Source organism: Modestobacter sp. VKM Ac-2985, from assembly GCF_026967925.1.
Lineage (GTDB): Bacteria > Actinomycetota > Actinomycetes > Mycobacteriales > Geodermatophilaceae > Modestobacter.
This window is the reverse complement of the sequence record NZ_JAPVBI010000003.1, coordinates 920,499-939,937: the sequence shown is the minus strand read 5'-3', so window position 1 is coordinate 939,937 and position 19,439 is coordinate 920,499. Positions and strand designations below refer to the sequence as shown.

The window sequence follows — 19,439 nt, the reverse complement described above, 5'->3', positions numbered from 1 at the left end:
GTGCCGCGGCCGCGGCGGCGGCAAACCGGTCAGCGGCGCGCCGGTGCCGGGACCTGCCCGGGGAGGGCCCCGTCCAGGTGCAGGAGGGTGTCGCGCTCCCCGGTCAGCGCCGGGTCATGGGTCACGCAGACGACGAGCCGGCCGGCCAGGGCCCGGCGCAGGTCGGCCATCAGGGCGGCGGCCGTCGGCGGGTCCAGGTGGGCGGTCGGTTCGTCCAGCAGCACGACGTCGCGGTCGGCCAGCAGCGCCCGGGCCACCGCCAACCGCCGCCGCTCGCCACCGGACAGCGAGGTGCCGCCGGCGCCCACCGGGGTGTCCAGCCCGGTCGGGAGGCCGGCCAGCAGCGCGCCGAGCCCGGCGTCGGTGAGGGCTTGGTGCATCGCGGCCTCGCCGTCCTCGCCGGTGAGCTCACCGCGGGGGCGGGCCAGCGCGAGGTTGGCCCGCAGCGTCGCGTCGAAGACGTGCGCGTCCTGCGGGCACCAGGCGATGGCGGCCTGCACGTCGGCCCGGGTCAGCCGGTCGGCGGGCACCGGGCGGCGCCCGTCGCCGAGGACGTACTCGCCGGCCGCTGGACGCAGCGAGGCCATCAGGACCGACAGCAGCGTCGACTTGCCCGAGCCCGACGGGCCGGTGACGACGAGCCAACCGGACCCGGCGGTCGCGACGACGTCCAGGTCGCGCAGCACCCCCGGACGTCCGGGCCAGCCGGCGGTCAGGTGCTCCAGCGCCAGCTCGCGCACCGGTCGCGGCGGGCTCATCCGGTCGGCCGGTGCGGGGTCGGCGGCCACCGGCTCGGCGAGCACGGCGTCGATCCGGGCCCGCGCGTCGTGCCAGGCCAGTCGGTGGCGCTGCGCGGCGCCCAGCGCGGTCAACGGTTCGAGCAGCGCCAGCGGCGCCAGTGCCAGGATCGCCGCGGTGGGTGCGGAGAGCTCCCCGGCGCGGACGCTCACCGCAGCGACGGCCAGCGCGCCGACGGCGGCGGCGCCGGTGGCCAGCACCGCGAGTGCGTCGCCCAGCGCGGTGGCCGTGGCGCCGGCCTGGGCCGCGCGGCCCTGCCGGCGGCCCAGCGCGTCGAGCCGGTCCACCGCAGCGCCGGTGAGCCCGTGCGCGCGCAGGTCGCCGGCGGCCTCGAGCGTCGCGCTGGTCTCCCGGAGGGTGACCGTGCGCAGCTCGGCGGCGTGCCGGGCGCCGCGCCGGTCGGCCCAGCGGTGCACGCCGAGCACCCCCAGCACCGCGATCCCGACGAGCCCGGCCACCAGCGCGCCGGCCTGCGGGTCGAGCAGCGCCAGCACCGCCGTCGTCCCGACCAGCACGACCGCGGAGACCAGCGGCGGGGTGACCACCCGCACGGAGAGGTCCTGCAGCAGGCCGACGTCCCCGACGACCCGGGCCAGGGCGCGGCCGGGGGTGCGGTCGGCGGCCGGGCCCTGCGCGACCAGGGCGCGCCACACCCGCAGCCGGGTGCGCGACGCCAGCCGGAAGGCGGCATCGTGGCCGGCCAGCCGCTCCAGCCAGCGGAACACCGCACGGGCCAGCCCGAAGCCGCGGACGCCGGCGGTGGCCACCAGCAGGGTGAGGATCGGCGGCTGCTCGGCGGCCCGGACGATCAGCCAGCCCGAGACCGCGGTCAGCGCCACCGCCGACGCACCGGAGGCGGCTCCCGCGGCGACCGCCTTCACCACCGCCCGTCGTGGCCAGCTCCAGCCCGCCGGCCCGGCGTCCGGGTCGCGGACAGCCCCGGGCTCGGTGATCGGGGGGAGCGCGGGACCGGCGTCGCTGAGGGTGCCGGTGCGCTCGGGCGCCGGGGTGCTGGTGAGCGGCGGCAGTGCGTCGGTGCCGGCGAGGTCGACGGTGTGGTCGGCGAGCGCGGCCAGCGCCGGGGAGTGGGTGACCAGCACCGTGCACAGCGAGCCGCGCAGCCGCACCAGCAGCTCGGCGACCCGGGCGGTGCTCGCCGCGTCCAGTGACGCCGTCGGCTCGTCGAGCAGCAGCACCCGCGCTCCCCGCTGCACCCGGACCAGTGCCCGGGCCAGCGCGACCCGCTGCAGCTCGCCGGGGGAGAGCGTGCGGCAGGCGCGCTCGCGCAGGTGCCCGGCGTCCAGCCAGGCCAGTGCGGTGTCGGCGAGGTCGGTGGCCGACTCGACCGGCGCGTCACCGGCGTGCCGGCGCAGCTCGTCGAGCACGGTGTCGGCGACGGTGTGCGGGAACTGTGGGACGACGGCGACGTCCTCTGGCCGCAGCACCACCCCGTCGACCTGAGCGGTCGCCCCGTCGAGGAGCTGCCCGGCCAGGACGGCGAGCACGGTGGACTTGCCCGATCCGCTCGGCCCGCGCAGGGCCACCAGTTCCCCCGGTGCCACCTCGAAGGAGGCGCCGTCGACGGCGGGTCGTCCGCGGCCGGCGAACGCGACGGTGAGCCCGTCGACGGTGACCCCGCGCAACTGGCCGGCCGGGGTCGCGCTCAGCACCGGCCGGGGGGCGGGGGCGGCGAGCACCGCACGTGCGGCAGCGGCGGCCTCGGCGGCGTCCTCGGACGCGTGGTGGGCCGAGCCCAGCGCCCGCAGCGGCGCGAACGCCTCAGGGGCGAGCAGCAGGGCGAGCAGGCCGACGTCCAGGCCCATGTCCCCGTTGACCAGCCGCACGCCGACGGTCACCGCGACCAGCGCCACGGACAGGGTGGCGAGCACCTCGAGCACCAGCGAGGAGAGGAAGGCGATCCGCAGGGTGGCCAGGGTGCGCCGGCGGTGGGTCTCCCCGAGGTCGGCCAGTGCGGACAGCTGGTCGGCTGCCCGGCCCAGCCCGACCAGCACCGGCAGGCCGCGGACCAGCTCGGCGACGTGCCCGGCGATCCGGTCCAGCGCCCGGGCGGCATCGACGGTCCGATCCCGGGTGTGCAGCCCGACCAGCGCCATGAACAGCGGCACCAGCGGCAGGGTGAGCGCCACCAGGAGCGCGGAGAGCCAGTCGGTCAGCCCCAGCACCACCAGCAGCACCGGCGGGACGACGACCGTCTGGGCGAGCGCCGGCAGGTAGGTGGCCAGCGCCGGACCGAGGTCGTGCAGCCGGGTCGTGGCCAGCACCGCGGCCGGCCCGCTGCCGCCGGCGGCGGTGACCGCCTCGCCCTCTCCGGCCAGCAACCGGTCCAGCAGCCGGCGGCGCAGCGTGTCCTCGGCTCGCCGGGCGTCCCGGGTGGCGAGTGCGCTGCCCAGCCCGCCGGCGGCCGCGCGGATCCCGACGCCGAGCAGCGCCACGAGCAACGACGTCCCCGGCGTGACGCCGTCGGCGACGTCCGCCACGGCGCGGGCGAGCCCGGCGGCGAGCAGGACGACGCCCAGGGTCTGCCCGAGCGCGGCGATCCCGGCCCGCACCAGCGCCCCGGTCAGCCCCGGCACCCCCGCGAGCGCCCCCAGCGGCCCCCGCCCCCGCACCGGGGCAGAAATGGCCATTTCTGCCCCGGAAGGGTTCTCGGTCACGCGTTCACCGGCTCGCCGGCGGCGGTGTGCGGGGTCTCCGGGTCGGCGGTCAGCCGCTTGCGGAACACCCAGTAGGTCCAGGCCTGGTAGCCGAGCACCACGGGCAGCCCGAAGCCGGCGACCCAGGTCATCACGGTCAGCGTGTAGTCGCTCACCGACGCCTCGGCCAGGGTGACGTCGAAGGCCGGGTCGATCGAGGAGACCACGACCACCGGGTGGACGGCGCCGAAGATGGTCGCCGCCGAGGCGAGCATGACCACCGCCCAGGCGGTGAACGCCGGCCCCTCGCGGTCCAGTCGGGTGCTCACCCACGTGACCAGCACGGCGAGCGCGGCGACCAGCCACAGCAGCGCGGTCACGGTCGTCCCCTCGCGCAGGTGCACCAGCCCGGCCCACGCCAGCAGCGGCAGCGCGGCGACCGGCGACCAGCGCCGGGCGAAGGCGCGGGCGGCCAGCCGCACCGGGCCTTCCGTCTTCAACGCCAGGAAGACGGCGCCGTGCACCATCGAGTAGCCGAGGACGGCGATCCCGCCCAGCAGCGCCGACCAGGTCACCCCGGCGAAGGCACCGCCGACCCGCACCCCGTCGCCGTCGACCGGCAGGCCCAGCGTGGTGCCGCCCAGCGCCGCGCCGATGCCGAGGGCGGCGATCAGCGAGCCGGTGGTGATCACGTTGGTCCAGGTGCTGTCCCACTGCGCGGTGTGGTGCGAGTGCCGCCACTCGAAGGCGACGGCCCGGATGATCAGGCCGAAGAGCACCAGCACGAACGGCAGGTACAGCGCGGGCAGCCAGGTGGCGTACCAGCCGGGGAAGGCGGCGAAGACCGCGCCGACCGCGGTGATCAGCCACACCTCGTTGCCGTCCCAGAGCGGGCCGATCGACCGGAGCATCAGGTGCCGGTCGGCGGGCTTGCGGCCGATCACCGGCAGCAGGGCGGCGACGCCGAAGTCGAAGCCCTCCAGCAGCAGGAAGCCGGTCCAGAGCACGGCGACGGCGACGAACCAGACGGTCTGCAGGTCCATGTCAGGGTCTCTCTCGGGTCTCGGGGCCGGTCAGTACGCGAAGGACAGGACGTCGTCGTCGTCCGGTCGCCGGGTGCTCGCGCTGCCCGGCGTGACGTCGGCGTCCGGGTCGCCGTCGGGGGTGTGTCCGGGGGTCGGGGAGCCGTCGCTGGTGGTCACCCCGCGGCGGACGAAGTTGACGATCAGCCACAGCTCCACCACGGCCAGGGCGCCGTAGACCACGGTCAGGGCGATCAGCGACGTCCAGACCTCGGCCGCGCTGATCCCGGGCGAGACCGCCTGGGCGGTGAAGAAGTAGACCTGGTCCTCGCGCGGCACGTCGGGGTTCGGGTACACCACGAAGGGCTGGCGGCCCATCTCGGTGAAGATCCAGCCCGACGCGTTGGCGACGAACGGCGCACCGACCGCGAGCAGGGAGCCGTAGACGCCGATCCGGGACGTCGGCACCCTGCCCCGGCGGGTCGCCCACAGGGCGTAGGCCCCGACGCCGGCGGAGACCATGCCCATGCCGATCATCAGCCGGAAGTTCCAGTAGGTGACCGCGAGCAGCGGGGCGTAGTCGATCGGCTCGCCGGCCTTGTCGCCGAAGGACGGGTCGTCGGGGTAGGTCGCCCCGTAGGCCGCCGCGTACTCCTCCTGCAGCTCGTTGACCCCGGGCACCTCGCTGGAGAAGTCGCCGTGGGCCAGGAAGGAGAGCAGCGCCGGCACGGTCCAGGAGTGGACGTCGTCGCACTCGTTGCTGCCCAGCTTGCCGAAGGCGAAGACCGAGAACGGCGCCGGCGCCTCGCTCTCGCAGAGCGCCTCGGCCGAGGACATCTTCAGCGGCTGCTGCTGGTACATCAGCTTGGCCTGGTAGTCACCGGTGACCGCCACCAGCACGAAGGCGATGAGCGAGGCCCAGCCGCCGATCCGCACCGAGCGCCGCCACACCGCGTGGTCGACGTCCTCGGGGGAGAGACCGGCCAGCCGGCGCTTGCGCAGGTGCCACAGGCCGATGCCCACGAGCAGGGCGGCGGCGACCATCAGGGCGCCCACGATGGCGTGGCTGAACGCGGCGAGCGCGGTGTTGTTGGTCAGCACGGCGAGGAAGTCGACCTGCTCCGGCCGGCCGGTGGCGTCGTCGGTCACGACCCCCACCGGGTGCTGCATCCAGGAGTTGGCCGCGATGATGAAGTACGCGCTGACGATCGAGCCGATCACCGCGGCCCAGAGCGCGGCGAGGTGCACCTTCTTCGGGATCCGGCCCCAGCCGAAGATCCACAGGCCGAGGAAGGTCGACTCGAGGAAGAAGGCGAGCAGCGCCTCCAGCGCGAGCAGTGACCCGAAGACGTCGCCCACGAAGCGGCTGTACTCGCTCCACGCCAGCCCGAACTGGAACTCCTGGACCAGGCCGGTGGCCACGCCGAGGACGAAGTTGATCAGGTAGATGCGGCCCCAGAAGCGGGTCATCCGCAGCCACTCGGGGTTGCCGGTGCGCACCCACATCGTGTGCATGACCACGAGCAGGATGCCGAGCCCGATGGTCAGCGGGACCATCATGAAGTGGTAGACGGTGGTGATCCCGAACTGCCAGCGCGCTACGTCCAGGACGTCCACGGCTGTTGCCTCCCTGCCTCGTGCGATCGGCGCGTAGTCTTCTACCTGTTGTAGAACTCATTTCTACGCTTCGTAGAACTTCTCGTCCACGACCCGCAGTGACCATCGGGTGTGAGACGCCGGACAGGGGAGGGACCAATGGCCTCACTCGGTGAGTTGGAGCGCACACTCATGGACCGGCTCTGGGCGGCGCCCGGTCCGGTGAGCGCGACCGAGCTCCAGCAGCAGCTCGCCGACCGCGGGCTCGCGCTGACCACCGTGCACACCGTGCTCAGCCGGCTGGAGCAGAAGGGGTTCCTCGTCCACGACGAGCGGCGCCCCCGGCGCTTCACCCCCCGGGCCACGCGCGAGGCGCACGCGGCCGAGCTGATGCACGAGGTGCTCGGCCAGGCGGGGGACCGGCAGGCGGCGCTCGCCCGCTTCGTCGGCAGCGTCGACGCCGAGGATGCCGCGATGCTGCGGGCACTGCTGGCCGGCGGGGACGGGGCCGGCTCGGACGCCGCCGGCGCTCGCTGAGCGTGCTCCCGGCCACCGCACTGGCCCTCGGCGTCCTCGCCGCACTCCTGGCCTGGCCGGTGCCGGCGGCGCTCGCCCGGGCGCGCTGGCCGCGGCGCGACCCGCTGGCGGCGCTGGTCTGCTGGCAGGCGGTCGGCCTGGCCGGCGGCCTGTCGATCATCGGGGCCCTGCTGGTGCACGGCCTCGCGCCGTGGGGGCACTCGCTGCCCGAGGCGTGGTGGCACTGGGTGACCTGGCAGGACAGCGCCGAGCCGGTCCGCGGTGACCACTGGGTCGCCCAGACCCTCGCCGCGGTGCTGGCCCTGGAGCTGCTGGGGGTGCTCGCGCTCTCCGGCGTCCGGACCGCCCGCACCCGGCGGCGGCACCGCGCGCTGCTGGAACTGCTGGTCCGCCCGAGCGACACCCCGGCGCAGGGGGAGACGTTGCTGCTCGACCACCCCGCGCCGGTGGCCTTCTGCATCCCCGGCGCCCGCCCGCTGCTGGTGCTCTCCTCCGGGATGGTGGCCGAGCTGGACGGCGCGCAGCTGGACGCCGTCGTCGCGCACGAGCGGGCGCACCTGCGCGAGCACCACCACCTCCTGCTGCTGCCCTTCGTCGCCTGGCGGGCGGCGCTGCCGGTGCTGCCGGCGGCGGACCGGGCGCACGACGGCGTCCGCGACCTGGTGGAGATGCGCGCCGACGACGTCGCCCTCCGGTCGCTGTCCGGGCCGGACCCGCGGCGCACCCTCGCCGTCGCGATCGTGGCCGCCGCCGGCGGGGCGGGTGGCCAGGTGCCCGACGGGGCGCTCGCCGTCACCGGGGGACCGGTCGCGGTCCGGGTCCGCCGGCTGCTCGCCGCACCGGACCCGCTGCCCGCCCGGGCCCGCTGGGCGGCGCTGGCGAGCGCGGTCGCCCTGATCTTCCTGCCCACGTTGCTGCTGCTGCTCCCCGCGGTGGTGTAGGCGCGGAGCGCGCGATCGCCTGCTCCCCTAGCGTCGGGGCATGGACGCAGCAGTGCTCACCGAGCCCGGCACCCCCACCTTCGCCTCGTTCGACGAGCCGGTCGCCGGCCCGGGGCAGGTGGTCGTGGACGTCCGGGTCGCCGGGGTCAACCCGGTCGACGTCGCCATCGCCGCCGGCGCCTTCGTGACCAAGCCGCCGTTCCCCTCGGTCGCCGGGCGGGAGGGGGTCGGCACGGTCGAGGGGCGGCGGGTCTACTTCAACGGCTGCGTGGCGCCGTTCGGCTCGATGGCGCAGCGCACGTTGGTGCCGGCCGACTCGCTGTTCGACGTGCCCGACGGGCTCGACGACGGGCTCGCGGTCGCCCTGGGCATCGCCGGGCTGGCGGCGTGGCTGCCGTTGCAGTGGCGGGCCCGGCTGCAGCCGGGGGAGACGGTGCTGGTGCTGGGCGCCAGCGGGGTGCTGGGCACGATCGCCGTCCAGGCGGCGAAGGTGCTCGGCGCCGGCCGGGTGGTCGCCGTGGCCCGGGATGGCGCGTCACTGCGACGGCTGGCCGGCCTGGGCGCCGACGCCACCGTCGAGCTCGCCGGCGACGAGTCCGTCGCCGCGATGACGGAGCGGATCAGGGTGGCGGCCGACGGCGGGGTCGACGTGACCATCGACCCGGTCTGGGGTCAGCCGGCGGTGGCGGCGATGGGGGCGGCCCGGATGGGCATGCGGCACGTGCAGATCGGCCACTCAGCGGGCCCGTCGGCGGAGGTGGTCGCGGGCGGCTTCCGGGAGGCGATGGTCGACCTGCTCGGCTACACGACCCGGCACGTGCCGCCGGACGTCGTAGCCCGGGGCTGGGACGAGCTCACCGGGCACGCCGCCGACGGGCGGATCGCCGTGGAGGTCGAGCGCGCACCACTGGCCGACGTGGCCGCGGCCTGGGCGCGGCAGACCTCCTTCGCCCACCGCAAGCTGGTGCTGGAGCCCTGACCCGGCCCGGTCACCGGCTCCGGTCGCGGAGCTCCTCGCGGACGGCGTCGCGTTCGTCGCGGGCGTGCTCGGCGTCGGCGACGGCCTCGGCCAGGTCGTCCTGGAGCTGGACGATGACCTGGGCCGAGCCGAGCAGGTGGCCGTCGTCCAGCAGCACCCGCACCCGGGCGGCCAGCTGGAGCTGGTGTCGGGAGTAGCGACGGTGCCCGCCGGGGGAGCGGTGTGGGTGCAGCACCCCGGAGGAGTCCAGGCTGCGCAGGAAGGCGGCCTGGACGCCGAGCAGGTCGGCGGCCTGGCTCATGGTGAGCACCGGGTGGTCCGGGTCGTCCAGCGGCTGCAACGGGTCGGCGCTCATGGGTCCTCCGGGAAGACGACGGGAGGGGCGGGACCGGCTGGTCCCGCCCCTCCCGGACTGGCGGTCAGCTCTCGACGGCGGGCTGCTCGCCCTCGATCGTGTGCGACTCCACCGCGGCCTGGGTGTCCGCCCGGGTGACCTCGATCCTGCGGGCCTTGGCCTTCTCGGCGACCGGGATGCTCACGGTGAGCACGCCGTCGTGGTAGCTCGCCTCGAGCCGGTCGGTGTCCAGGCTGCGGCCCAGCACCAGCTGCCGGGTGTAGCTGCCGAACGGGCGCTCGGCGACCTGCCACTGCGCGTTCTCGATCTGCGGCACCGACCGCTCGGCGCTGATGGTCAGCGTGGTGCCCTCGACCGACAGGTCGATCGAGCCGGGGTCGACGCCGGGCAGGTCGAAGTGGGCCACGAAGTTGTCGCCCACCCGGTAGGCGTCCATCGGCATGCCGGCCAGTGGCCGGGCGGTGGTGGTACCGGATCGGCCGGTCAGCTGGTCCAGCGCGCGGAAGGCGGCGGACGTCGCGGCGAAGGGGTCGTAGGAAGTCAGCATCATGGCTGCATACCTCCGGATGTCGTGCAGGTCCGATGTTCTGGTGTCGCCGCCTCTGGTGAACCTCCAGCGGCAACTGGAGATTACCTCGGCCGCGCGTTGGAGTAAACACCCTCGACGCACGAAGTTCCAGCGACGGCTAGAGACTTCTCCGGCCGTGGGTCGGAGCCGGTTCAGTCCTTCGTGCGGTCGGGTGGGTCGAAGGTGACGTGCACCGTCTCGAAGCCCTTGGTCCGCTGGGCCTTGGCCATGCCGGTGTAGCTCCGCCGGTCGCCGGGGGTGAGGTCGACGTCGTCGGTGAACGGGGTGAGCAGGGCGCGCGGCCAGAGTCGGTTGACCCGCACGACGTTGATCTCCACGCACAGGACGCCGACCACGGCGGCCAGGTACAGGAACGCGAGCAGGCCGAGGACCAGGGCGAAGACGCCGTTGGTGGCGCTCGCCGTGGTCATGACCCGGCTGACGTAGGTGACCCCGAAGGTCTGCAGCAGCTGCCACAGCACGGCGGCGAGGAACGCTCCCGGGAGCACCTGGCGGATCGTCAGGGGTCGGGCGGTGGCCAGCCGGAAGGCGAACACGAAGACGGCGGCGTTGAGCAGCACCGACCCGAGCACGGTCAGGACCCGGGACGCCCCGCCCATCGAGCCGGCGTGGCCGGCGGTGAAGGTGGCCAGGGCGGTCGTGCCGATCACGGCGAGCCCGGCGGTGGCGACCAGCAGCAGGCTCAGCCCCCGGGCGAGGAACGGGTTGGGCCGGCTGTTGCGCGGCACCGCCCAGGCGGTGTTCATCGCGTACTGGATCGCCTGGGCCACCCCGAGGGCGCCGTACAGCGAGCCCAGGATGCCGACGACCACCCCGAGGGTGCCGCCGCTGAGGCCCCGCGGCTCACCGAGCTGTTGGCCGACCACGGGGAACTGGCTCACCGCGGAGTCGAGCAGCTGCTGCTGCAGCTCGGGGTTGCCGACCAGGACGTTGCTCAGGATCGTCGAGAACAGCAGCAACAGCGGGAACAGCGAGACGAAGGCGTAGTAGGTGATCAGTGCGGAGAGGTACGGGCCGGAGTCGTCCACGTACTTGTAGACGACGGCGATGGGGAACCCGGCCGCGCGGCGCCGGCGCTGCAGCCGGTCGAGCTTCTCCACGACGGACACGGCGGCAGTGCATCACGGCACCCGGGCCGCCGCAGCACGTGGGGCTGAGGACGGCGGCGCGCCCGGTCGTCACCGTCGGCCGTGATGCCGCGCGGGGCTCAGTGAGCGGCGTGGCCTTGCTGGGCGAGCCAGGCGGTGGCCAGGTCGCGTGCCCGCTGCACCGGGTCGCCGGCGTGCAGCTCGGGGGTGGTCCACTCCCGAGCCGAGCGGGCCAGTGCGCCGTCGTAGCAGAGCAGCAGGGTGGTGGTGGCCTCGTCCGGGTCGGCCAGGCCGGCGGCGACGGCGAGCTCCCGCAGCCGGTCGGTCAGCAACCGGGAGTCGGCCCGCAGCCACGGCTGGCCCGGGTGGTCCGGCGGTAGTTCGGTGGCCGCCGCGAGGAACCCGCAGCCACGGCGGCTGCCCTCCCGTTCCCGGTACCGGGCCACGGCGTCGAAGAGCGACAGCAGCCGGTCGACCGGGTCGGTTAGCTCGGCGAGCACCTCGTCCCAGGTTCGCTGCCACACCTCGAACCGCTGCTCCAGATAGGCCGCCACCAGCCCGTCCTTGCCGGCGAAGTGCGCGTACATCGTCGCCGGGGCCACCTGGGCGCGAGCCAGGACCGCGTCGACCCCGGTCGCGGCGATGCCGGACTCGTAGAACAGCTCGCCGGCGGCGGCGAGCAGCCGGTCGCGGGCGGGTCGGGTCGCGGAGCGCGGGGTCATGGGCCTACTGTAACGCTCGTTATGATGAAACGATCGTTTCAGTCAGTGTCGCCCACCCGACCGGCCGCCCTGGTGGTGCCCGGCCTGGCCGTCATCGCCGTCACCTACGGGCTGGCCCGCTACGGCTTCGGCCTCTACCTGCCGCAGTTCCGCGCGGCGTTCGGGCTCTCCCCGGGGACCGCCGGCGTCATCGCCGCAGCGAGCTACGTCGCCTACTGCCTCGCCGCCTTCCTCGGCCAGCGGCTGGCCGGGCAGGCGCGCGGGCGGTCGGCGCTGTGGCTGGCGGGGACCACGGCCGCGCTCGGGTCACTGCTGGTGGCCGCCGCCTGGTCGGTCCCCGTGCTGGCGGTCGGTGCGCTCGTGGCCGGCAGCGGGGCGGGTGCAGCGACCCCGGCGCTGGTCGCTGCCGTGGCGGCCACCGTGCGGCCGGACGCCGCACCGCGGGCACAGGCCCTGGTCAACAGCGGCACCGGCGCCGGGGTCGTCGTCGGCGGGCTGCTCGTGCTCGCCGTGCCGGACGCGTGGCGGGCGGCGTGGGCCGGGTTCGCCCTGGTCGCCGTCCTGGTCACCGCGTGGGCCGACCGGGCCAGCCGCTGGCCCACCGTTCCGGAGACCCGCCCCGAGGCGCCGCTGCGCGACCTCGTCCGGCCCCTGGTCGCCGCCGCACTGGCAGGCGCGGGCTGCGCCGCCGTGTGGACGTTCGGGCGGGACCTGATGACCGTCGACGGCGGGCTGTCCGCCGGTACCACCGGGCTGCTCTGGTGCGTGCTCGGCGGTGCCGGCCTGATCGGTGGGCTCAGCGGCGACCTGGTGCTGCGGGTCGGGCTGCGCCGGGCGTGGGCGTGCTCGGCCGGGACCGCCGCGGCGGCCACCCTGGCTCTCGCCGCGCTGCCCGGTTCACCCGCCGTCGTGGCGCTGGCGCTGGCCGGGTTCGGTGCCGCATTCGTCGCGCTCAGCGGCGTGCTCATCGTCTGGGGTGCTCACCGGCTGCCTGCTGCAGCGCCGCAGGCCGCGGCGGCGCTCTTCATCGGCCTCACCGTGGGCCAGGCTGCCGGCGCCCTGGTCCTCGGCGCGGTCGCGGACGCGATGAGCACCCGGACGGCGTTCGTGGTGGCTGCGGTCCTCGTCCTCGCGGCGGCGCCGGCCGCGGAACCGGCGGTGCTCAGGCGGCCGACTGCGTCGGGAAGTCCACGCCGGTGAGCTCGGCGGAGGCGGCCCAGAGCCGCCCGGCCAGCACCGGGTCCGAGGCCGCGGTGCTGCGGCCGGCCAAGGTCGGCGCGCCGCGCATGGTGGTGCCGTCCGGCCCGGCGAAGCTCCCGCCGGGCACGTCGGCGACGGCGGCGAACAGCGTGGGCAGCGCGCCCTGCTGGGCGCTGGTGGCCAGGGCGCGGTTGGCCACCGCCATCGCGGCGTCCTTCACCCGGTTGCCCGTGCGGCCCTGTAGGTTGGTGGCCGCCCAGCCCGGATGGGCCGCCAGCGCACGCACCGTCGAGCCGGCCGCGGTGAGCCGCCGCTGCAGCTCCAGGGTGAACAGCAGGTTCGCCAGCTTGGACTGCGCGTAGGCCCCGGTGGCCGAGTAGGGCCGGCGCTCCCAGTTCAGGTCGTCGAGCACGATCTCCCCGGACCGGTGCAGCATCGAGGAGACGGTGACCACCCGGTCGGTCACGTGCGGCAGCAGCAGGCAGGTCAGCGCGACGTGGCCGAGGTGGTTGGTGCCGAACTGCAGCTCGAAGCCGTCGGCGGTGCGCCCGGCCGGCACCTGCATGATCCCGGCGTTGTTGACCAGGACGTCGAGGTCGCCGGTCCACCCCTCGGCGAACTCGTGCACCGACGCCAGGTCGGCCAGGTCGAGCCGGCGCACCTCCACCTCACCCGGGAGGTCAGCAGCAGCCTCCGTGCCGCGGGTGGTGTCCCGCACGGCCAGCACGACCCGCGCCCCGGCCACGGCCAGGGCACGTGCGGTCTCCAGCCCGAGGCCGCTGTTCGCGCCGGTCACGACGACGGTGCGGCCGGTCTGCGCGGGGATGTCGGCGGTGTTCCAGGAGGCCATGTCCCGACTGTAGGCAGCGCCTCCCCGGCCGGCAGGGCGCCGGCTGCAGACGGGCGGGCGCTGGGCGACCCTCCGCCCGGACGCGGCCACGCCGTCCGCCCGTCCGGCCGGGGACCGGCCCACCGGCCACCTAGCCTGTCCGGGTGTCGGCCCACTCCCACGTCCACGGACCCGACGGCGAGGTCCGCCCCTCCGACCCGGCCGCGGTCGCCCGTCGTCGCACCGCCGTCCGGCTGATGCTCCTGGTCCTGGTGCCGGTCGGCATCGCGACGCTGGTCGGCCTGGTGGCGTTGTGGCCCAGCGGCGAGCAGACCGCGGCGCAGCGGGCGGCGGAGTCTTTCCTGCCGCCGGGGACCACCTTCCCGGAGGCGACCATCGCCTCGCTGGAGACCTACGAGTGCGCCCCGGCGACCGGGAGCGCGCCCGCGCAGACATGTGCCCGGGCGGTCCTGGTCGTGGCCGAGGGCGACAGCGCCGGCGAGTACGTGCAGGTCGAGCTCTCGTCGGAGGTGGTGGCCGAGGGCATCGAGGTGGGTGACGAGCTGGTGCTCAACCGCGACCCGGGCATCGACAGCGGGCAGGTGACCTACTCGTTCCAGGACTTTCCGCGCAGCACCCCGATCATCACCCTGGCGCTGGCGTTCACCCTGGTGGTGGGGGCGGTGGCCCGGCTGCGCGGGCTGCTCGCCCTGCTCGGCCTGGTGTTCGCGTTCTTCATCCTGTTGCAGTTCATGCTGCCCGGCCTGCTGGCCGGCTCCTCACCGATCTGGGTCAGCCTGATCGGCTCCTCGGCGATCATGTACGTCGTCCTGTACCTGGCGCACGGCTTCAACGCCCGGACGACGACGGCGCTGCTGGGCACCCTGTTCGGGCTCGCGCTCAGCGCGGTGCTCGGGACGATCGCCGTGGCCGCCGCGCACCTCACCGGCCTGGCCAACGAGGAGGCCGTGCAGCTGCTCCAGTTCGACCCGACCCTGGACTTCTCCGGCCTGGTGCTGGCCGCCCTCATCGTCGCCGGGCTGGGCATCCTCAACGACGTCACCATCACCCAGGCGTCCGCGGTCTGGCAGTTGCACGAGGTCTCGCCGGAGATGGGCTGGGTCCAGCTCTTCCGCCGCGGCATGGCGATCGGGCGCGACCACATCGCCTCGACGATCTACACGATCGTCTTCGCCTACGCCGGCGCCTCGTTGCCGCTGCTGCTCCTCTTCGACATCTACGAGCGCCCGTTCTGGACGACGCTGACCGGCTCGGTCGTCGGTGAGGAGGTCATCCGCACGCTGGTCGGCGGGATCGCGCTGGTGCTCGCCGTCCCGGTGACCACGCTGATCGGTGCCCTGGTGGCGGCTGCGGCGACGTCGGCGACCACCGCACCGGCGGCGCCGCCGGCCGAACGCACCGACGGCGCGACCCGATGACCCGCGGAGGACCGGGGGACGGGATGCTCGAGCGGTGACCGTCGACCTGCTCGCCGCCGCGGCCTCCGCACCCGGGTTCATGCCACCGCACGAGGGACGGGCGCTCTACGCCGCCGCGCGGGCGGTGCAGGTGCCCGGGCCGCTGCTGGAGATCGGCAGCTGGCTGGGGAAGTCGGCGCTGTACCTGGCCGCCGCCGCGCGCGAGACCGGCCGGCAGGTGGTCACCGTCGACCACCACCGCGGCTCGGAGGAGCACCAGCCGGGCTGGGAGTACCACGACCCGGCACTGGTCGACCCGCTCGTCGGCCGGATCGACACCCTGCCCGGCTTCCGGCGCACCATCGCCGCTGCCGGGGCGGAGGACGTCGTGGTCGCCGTCGTCACCCGGTCGGAGGTGCTGGCGCCGCTGTGGTCGACCCCGCTCGCGCTGCTGTTCCTGGACGGCAGCCACACCGAGGAGTCCGCGCGCCGCGACCAGGACGCCTGGGTGGCGAAGCTGGCCGTGGGCGGCACGCTGGCCGTGCACGACGTCTTCCCCGACCCGGCGGACGGCGGGCAGGCGCCGTTCGGGGTCTACCAGCGGGTGCTGGGGTCGGGGGAGTTCACCGAACTGCCCGGCACCGGTTCGCTGCGGCTGTTGCGGCGCACGTCGTCCTGACCGGGCCGGCGGTGCTGGACGATGACGGGATGACGGTGATCGACGACCTGACCCGCAGCCGCACCGAGACGCTGGCGCAGATCGACGCGCTGACCCGGGAGTTCGACGAGGTCGTGGCTGCCTCCCGGTCGTCCAACGCCGACGACGAGCACGACCCGGAGGGCGCGACCATCGCCTTCGAGCGTCAGCAGGTGGCGGCGCTGCTGGACCAGGCGCGCCGCCGGCTGGCCGACGTCGACGCGGCGCTGGTCCGCGCCGCGGCGGGGGAGCACGGCCGGTGCGCCGACTGCGGGCAGCCGATCGCCCCGGAGCGGCTGGCCGCCCGGCCGCACGCGCGCACCTGCATCACCTGCGCCCGCTGACCGGCGGTCAGGGCAGGGCGCCGACCTCCTCCAGCTCGTCGAGCACCTCGGGCAGCTCGGCGAAGGCCTCCTGGACGTCCTCCGGCGTGGCGATCGACCAGGCGTTCGTGCGCAGGTACTCCCGCAGCGCCGCGTCGAACGCCTCGGCGCCCACCTGGGTCCGGGCGTCGACCAGGGTCGTCCCGCCGGCGATGTAGACGGTGTCGTAGTAGGCCGAGCTGGGCCGCCGGAACTGCTCCCAGTACTGGATCGGCTCGCCCACGCCGTGCCGGCGGGACCCGGGCAGGTCGGCCATGCTGGCCGAGCCCTCGCCGTGCACGACCATCTGCGCGAAGGTCGCGAACGACTCGTCCAGCCAGGGGTGCACGCCCTGGTTGTTGCCGACCAGGCCGTAGAGCCACATGTGCGCCAGCTCGTGGGTCACCAGCGCGCGGCGGAACTCCGGGTCGACGTCACCGAACTGGATCGCGCCGGGGAACTCGATGCCGCTGGTCTGGCTGGACAGCACCGAGACCCAGAGGTCGGAGTAGGGGAAGGGGCCCAGCAGCTCGACCAGGGCCGCCATCGACGACTCGAGCTGGGCCAGCCACTCCGCCGTGGTCGCCTCCGCCACGCCCTCGTCCAGGCCCACGTGGACCCGGACGCCGCCGATCTCGGCCGACTGCACGTCGAGCTCCCCGACGGTGACCGCGACGTCCCGGACCGCGGGGGCGGTGAACTCGTGGACCGTGGTGTCGCCGGGGCCGTCGGAGGTGCCGACCGCCTCGCCGGTGCCGAGCACCTCGTACCGGGAGTCCGCGACCACCTCCAGCGAGGCGAGCTCGAAGTCCTCGCTCACCGCCATCTCGCCGGCCACGGCGACGGCCGGGCCGCGGTCCCACCCCCGCCCGCGCTCCCAGGCCAGCAGCGGGAAGGCGGTGGCGAACCAGGCGGCGTCCACGTCGGTGGAGGTGCCGACCCGCTCGTTGACGTCCGGACCGAGCTCCACCTCGAACTCGAGGTCGACGGTGATCTCGTCGCCGGGTTCGGCGCACTCGGCCAGCGGCACCTCCAGCAGCGTGCCGGCGGGCGCGCTCTCGGGTGCCCCGGCCGGCACGTCGCGCGCCTCGGCCGGCTCGCCGTCGACCCGCACCTCGGACACGGTCAGCCCGCTGCCCGCCCGCGCGGTGGCCGGCTTGTTGGGCCAGGAGCGGAAGACCAGCACGCACGTGTTCAGGTCGGGGGTGAAGACCACCCGTTCCTCGCCGGCGACCGTCTCCAGGTCCTCGGCGACGTCGAAGCGCAGGTCGACCACCGGCCGGTCGGCCCACGGCTCGGGCCAGCCCTCGGCCTCCGGAGCGGCGGTGGGCGGGGGCTCCGGATCGGGGGAGCCGCCCGTCGTGCAGCCGGCGAGGAGCACGGCCCCGACGAGCGCAGTGGCCGCGGCCCGTCGACGACCCGCGCGCATCACTGCCCCTCCGAGATGGACGACGGGTCCTCCCGCCGCCGTCCATCGTCCCGGTTGTGCGCAACGGGTGCCAACCCGCGGTCCTCGGCAACCGGTGCGGTCGGACACACCGTCGGCAGGGGCGGGTGTGACGGGCGTGACGAATGAGCCAACTGTGGACCGAGCGTGACCTTACGGATGCAGAAAGTGCGTGTAACGATCAGTTCCGTAATCACCGCACACCGTCCGCACCCCGTGTGGCGGACGCTCGGAGGGGTCTCTTCTTGTCCAGACGTCACACCCGGAGCGGCCGTGGCCGCCGCTTCCTGTCCGCCCTCTCCACCCGCCGGGGCCGGCGTGCCCGCGCCGGCGTGGCCGCCGCGTTCCTGTGCGTGAGCGCCGTGTTCGGCGCCACCAACGTCGCGGACACCTCGCCCGCCGCATCGCCGGCGAGCAGCGAGCAGCCGCAGGCGGAGACCGCGGTCCAGCTCGAGGCGGCCCGGGCCGAGAAGGCGGCGCGGTCCGCCGACCGGGCACGTCGGGGCACCCAGGCGCCGGCTCGCTCGACCGCGGCGCCGGCCCCCGCCCCGGCCCCGGCCCCCGCCCCGGCCCCGGCCCCGGCGCCCGCTCCGGCTCCGGCACCAGCCCCGGTCGCCAGCACCCCGGCCCCGGCCCCGGCCCCGGCCCCGGCTCCCGTGCCGGTCGCCGCTCCCGCTCCCGCTCCGGCCCCGGTCGCCAGCACCCCGGCGCGCCCCGCGCCCACGGGGGCCCTGACCAACCGGACGACGTCCTTCAGCGCTGCCGGCTACACCGCGGACTACCGGGTCTTCGCCGAGGGCATCGACCCGGCCAAGCCGATCGGCCTGCTGGTGTACGCCGACGGCACCGGTGAGTACGGCGTCGAGAACCCGACCCAGTCGTACGCGATCGGTGGCTCGAAGGGGCTGGCCGCCGTGGCGAAGGCGCGCAACATGGTGCTCGTTGCGCCGTTCAGCCCGAACCGCTCCTGCCAGTGCTGGGAGCGGGGGGACGCTGCCGGGTACGCGACGTACCTCGCGGCGCTGATCGCCGACGCGAAGGCCCAGTACGGCGCCGGTGAGCTCTGGTTCGCCGGCTACTCCTCGGGCGCACAGGCGGCGACCCGCTTCGTCTTCCCCGCCCACCCGGCGCTCTGGTCCGGCGGCGGCGGGGTCATCGCGATCGGTGGCGGTGGCGCACCGGCGGGGCGGGCCAGCATCCCCGCGGACGTCAAGGGGAAGGTCGCCCTGCGTTGGGACACCGGCGCCCAGGACACCGGCGCCGGCGGTGGGTTCAACGCGCTCTCCGGGCCCTGGGGCGCGCAGGCCGGGCAGCAGTGGTACTCGGCCCAGGGCCTCAACACCCGGCTCGTCGCCCCGGCCGGGGTGGGCCACGACCGGTCCGGGCAGTTCGGCACGATCGTGGCCGGCTTCCTCGACGAGGGCTGAGCCGACCGCGGGACCGTCGGAGCACCGCAGGCCGCCGTGCAGAGCGTGGGCTCTGCACGGCGGCCTGCGGTGTTCAGCGGGTCCGGGAGACCTGGCCGATCCGCATCACCCGGTCGACGAGGTCCTGGGTGAGGTCGGCCCGCAGGTCCGCGGGCACGGGCAGCCCGACGTCGGTGAACCAGTCCGGGGTCGCCTCGGGGTGCGGGCCGACGACGCCGACCGCGCCCGCGCCGAAGGGGGCGACCACGGCCGCGGGCAGCCCGTTCTCGTAGGTGGCCAGCACCTCGGCCGGCCCGCGGGCCGGGTCGAGGTCGAACCAGGCGCCGTCCTGGAAGAACACCTGGCGGCGGACGCCGGCCCAGACGACCGTGGCCACCGCGTCGTCGGTGTGGGTCGGCCACGCTCCCGGCGAGGAGACGAACTGGTCGGTGTCCCCGGGCAGGAGCCCGAAGCCGGGGGTCTCGCCGGCGAGGTAACCGCCGAGACAGAAGCCCAGGTAGCGGCCGCCACCGGCGACGTACTCCTGGATCGCCGGGGCCTGCTTGCGGAGCTTGCGCCAGGCCTTCTTCAGCTCGCCGCCGCCGGGCTGGGCGTAGAGCACGGCGGAGGCGAGCACCGCCGGCTCCAGGGCCAGCCGCTCCTTGGCCCCGACGAAGCGGACGTCGAGGTCCCACCGGCTCCGCGCCAGCGCCTCGGCCACCGCCTCCGGGCACCCGTCCGTGGAGGCCGGCCCGCGGTAGACCAGCGCGAGTCGCCGGTCACCGCCACGCCCGAACAC

General features: G+C 75.2%; 18 protein-coding genes. 8 read left to right on the top strand and 10 right to left on the bottom strand.

All coding sequences use genetic code 11. The features are described from left to right. Window positions 1–29: 29 nt before the first annotated feature. From cydC to O2V61_RS20435, 3 genes are read right to left on the bottom strand one after another with little or no spacing between them, the layout of a single operon-like run. Entirely contained in the window at window positions 30–3,473 is a 3,444-nt protein-coding gene (gene cydC, locus O2V61_RS20445; RefSeq protein WP_269185103.1) for a thiol reductant ABC exporter subunit CydC, read from the bottom strand. After that, on the bottom strand, window positions 3,470–4,495 hold the full coding sequence (gene cydB / locus O2V61_RS20440) for a cytochrome d ubiquinol oxidase subunit II (RefSeq protein ID WP_269185102.1): 1,026 nt from the start codon (window positions 4,493–4,495) through the stop codon (window positions 3,470–3,472). The genes cydC and cydB overlap by 4 nt, the downstream gene beginning before the upstream one ends. Window positions 4,496–4,525: 30 nt before the next feature. Further along, complete coding sequence (locus O2V61_RS20435; protein WP_269185101.1) at window positions 4,526–6,091, bottom strand: cytochrome ubiquinol oxidase subunit I; 1,566 nt, start codon at window positions 6,089–6,091, stop codon at window positions 4,526–4,528. A 156-nt stretch (window positions 6,092–6,247) separates the two neighbouring features. Here O2V61_RS20435 and O2V61_RS20430 point away from each other — a divergent pair, with 156 nt between their 5' ends. From O2V61_RS20430 to O2V61_RS20420, 3 genes are read left to right on the top strand one after another with little or no spacing between them, the layout of a single operon-like run. After that, a complete protein-coding gene (locus tag O2V61_RS20430; protein ID WP_269185100.1) occupies window positions 6,248–6,607 on the top strand; it encodes a BlaI/MecI/CopY family transcriptional regulator in 360 nt (119 codons plus the stop codon). 2 nt (window positions 6,608–6,609) lie between these two features. Next, entirely contained in the window at window positions 6,610–7,548 is a 939-nt protein-coding gene (locus tag O2V61_RS20425; protein WP_269185099.1) for a M56 family metallopeptidase, read from the top strand. 40 nt (window positions 7,549–7,588) lie between these two features. Beyond that, on the top strand, window positions 7,589–8,527 hold the full coding sequence (locus O2V61_RS20420) for a quinone oxidoreductase family protein (protein WP_269185098.1): 939 nt from the start codon (window positions 7,589–7,591) through the stop codon (window positions 8,525–8,527). 10 nt (window positions 8,528–8,537) lie between these two features. Here O2V61_RS20420 and O2V61_RS20415 read toward each other — a convergent pair whose 3' ends face one another. The 4 genes from O2V61_RS20415 to O2V61_RS20400 all read right to left on the bottom strand — a co-directional run bounded on the left by O2V61_RS20415 (window position 8,538) and on the right by O2V61_RS20400 (window position 11,281). After that, window positions 8,538–8,882, bottom strand: coding sequence for a helix-turn-helix domain-containing protein (locus O2V61_RS20415; protein WP_269185097.1), 345 nt, complete (start codon window positions 8,880–8,882; stop codon window positions 8,538–8,540). A 64-nt stretch (window positions 8,883–8,946) separates the two neighbouring features. Then, window positions 8,947–9,432, bottom strand: coding sequence for an Hsp20/alpha crystallin family protein (locus tag O2V61_RS20410; RefSeq protein WP_269185096.1), 486 nt, complete (start codon window positions 9,430–9,432; stop codon window positions 8,947–8,949). A gap of 170 nt (window positions 9,433–9,602) precedes the next feature. Continuing rightward, a complete protein-coding gene (locus O2V61_RS20405; protein WP_269185095.1) occupies window positions 9,603–10,580 on the bottom strand; it encodes a YihY/virulence factor BrkB family protein in 978 nt (325 codons plus the stop codon). A 98-nt stretch (window positions 10,581–10,678) separates the two neighbouring features. Beyond that, window positions 10,679–11,281, bottom strand: coding sequence for a TetR/AcrR family transcriptional regulator (locus tag O2V61_RS20400; RefSeq protein WP_269185094.1), 603 nt, complete (start codon window positions 11,279–11,281; stop codon window positions 10,679–10,681). A 45-nt stretch (window positions 11,282–11,326) separates the two neighbouring features. Between O2V61_RS20400 and O2V61_RS20395 the strand changes: the two genes are divergently transcribed. Then, on the top strand, window positions 11,327–12,481 hold the full coding sequence (locus tag O2V61_RS20395; protein WP_269185093.1) for an MFS transporter: 1,155 nt from the start codon (window positions 11,327–11,329) through the stop codon (window positions 12,479–12,481). Here the strand turns inward: O2V61_RS20395 and O2V61_RS20390 are convergent. Continuing rightward, a complete protein-coding gene (locus O2V61_RS20390) occupies window positions 12,444–13,331 on the bottom strand; it encodes an oxidoreductase (protein ID WP_269185092.1) in 888 nt (295 codons plus the stop codon). The two genes, O2V61_RS20395 and O2V61_RS20390, sit on opposite strands and share 38 nt — an antisense overlap. A 143-nt stretch (window positions 13,332–13,474) precedes the next feature. Here O2V61_RS20390 and O2V61_RS20385 point away from each other — a divergent pair, with 143 nt between their 5' ends. Genes O2V61_RS20385 through O2V61_RS20375 form a run of 3 tightly spaced genes read left to right on the top strand, consistent with a single transcriptional unit; the run spans window position 13,475 to window position 15,769 of the window. Next, window positions 13,475–14,749 (top strand): YibE/F family protein, encoded by a 1,275-nt coding sequence (locus O2V61_RS20385; protein ID WP_269185091.1) that lies wholly within the window; start codon window positions 13,475–13,477, stop codon window positions 14,747–14,749. 34 nt (window positions 14,750–14,783) lie between these two features. Then, window positions 14,784–15,407, top strand: a complete 624-nt coding sequence (locus O2V61_RS20380; protein ID WP_269185090.1) for a class I SAM-dependent methyltransferase — start codon at window positions 14,784–14,786, stop codon at window positions 15,405–15,407. Window positions 15,408–15,436: 29 nt separating this feature from the next. Continuing rightward, window positions 15,437–15,769 (top strand): TraR/DksA family transcriptional regulator, encoded by a 333-nt coding sequence (locus tag O2V61_RS20375; protein WP_269185089.1) that lies wholly within the window; start codon window positions 15,437–15,439, stop codon window positions 15,767–15,769. A gap of 7 nt (window positions 15,770–15,776) precedes the next feature. Here the strand turns inward: O2V61_RS20375 and O2V61_RS20370 are convergent, their stop codons facing one another. Continuing rightward, window positions 15,777–17,216: a M1 family aminopeptidase gene (locus O2V61_RS20370; protein WP_269185088.1), complete on the bottom strand. Its 1,440-nt coding sequence runs from the start codon at window positions 17,214–17,216 to the stop codon at window positions 15,777–15,779. A 263-nt stretch (window positions 17,217–17,479) separates the two neighbouring features. On the opposite strand from O2V61_RS20370, the gene O2V61_RS20365 reads away from it, so the two are divergent. Beyond that, window positions 17,480–18,661, top strand: coding sequence for a hypothetical protein (locus tag O2V61_RS20365; protein ID WP_269185087.1), 1,182 nt, complete (start codon window positions 17,480–17,482; stop codon window positions 18,659–18,661). 73 nt (window positions 18,662–18,734) lie between these two features. Here the strand turns inward: O2V61_RS20365 and O2V61_RS20360 are convergent, their stop codons facing one another. Continuing rightward, window positions 18,735–19,439: a BPL-N domain-containing protein gene (locus O2V61_RS20360; RefSeq protein WP_269185086.1), complete on the bottom strand. Its 705-nt coding sequence runs from the start codon at window positions 19,437–19,439 to the stop codon at window positions 18,735–18,737.

Bases quoted from the DNA above. Each gene is read 5' to 3' on its own strand.
- O2V61_RS20420 (WP_269185098.1), top strand. From the start codon at position 7,589: ATGGACGCAGCAGTGCTCACCGAGCCCGGCACCCCCACCTTCGCCTCG.
- O2V61_RS20400 (WP_269185094.1), bottom strand. From the start codon at position 11,281: ATGACCCCGCGCTCCGCGACCCGACCCGCCCGCGACCGGCTGCTCGCC.
- cydB (WP_269185102.1), bottom strand. From the start codon at position 4,495: ATGGACCTGCAGACCGTCTGGTTCGTCGCCGTCGCCGTGCTCTGGACC.
- O2V61_RS20390 (WP_269185092.1), bottom strand. From the start codon at position 13,331: ATGGCCTCCTGGAACACCGCCGACATCCCCGCGCAGACCGGCCGCACC.
- O2V61_RS20415 (WP_269185097.1), bottom strand. From the start codon at position 8,882: ATGAGCGCCGACCCGTTGCAGCCGCTGGACGACCCGGACCACCCGGTG.
- O2V61_RS20410 (WP_269185096.1), bottom strand. From the start codon at position 9,432: ATGATGCTGACTTCCTACGACCCCTTCGCCGCGACGTCCGCCGCCTTC.
- O2V61_RS20375 (WP_269185089.1), top strand. From the start codon at position 15,437: ATGACGGTGATCGACGACCTGACCCGCAGCCGCACCGAGACGCTGGCG.
- O2V61_RS20370 (WP_269185088.1), bottom strand. From the start codon at position 17,216: ATGCGCGCGGGTCGTCGACGGGCCGCGGCCACTGCGCTCGTCGGGGCC.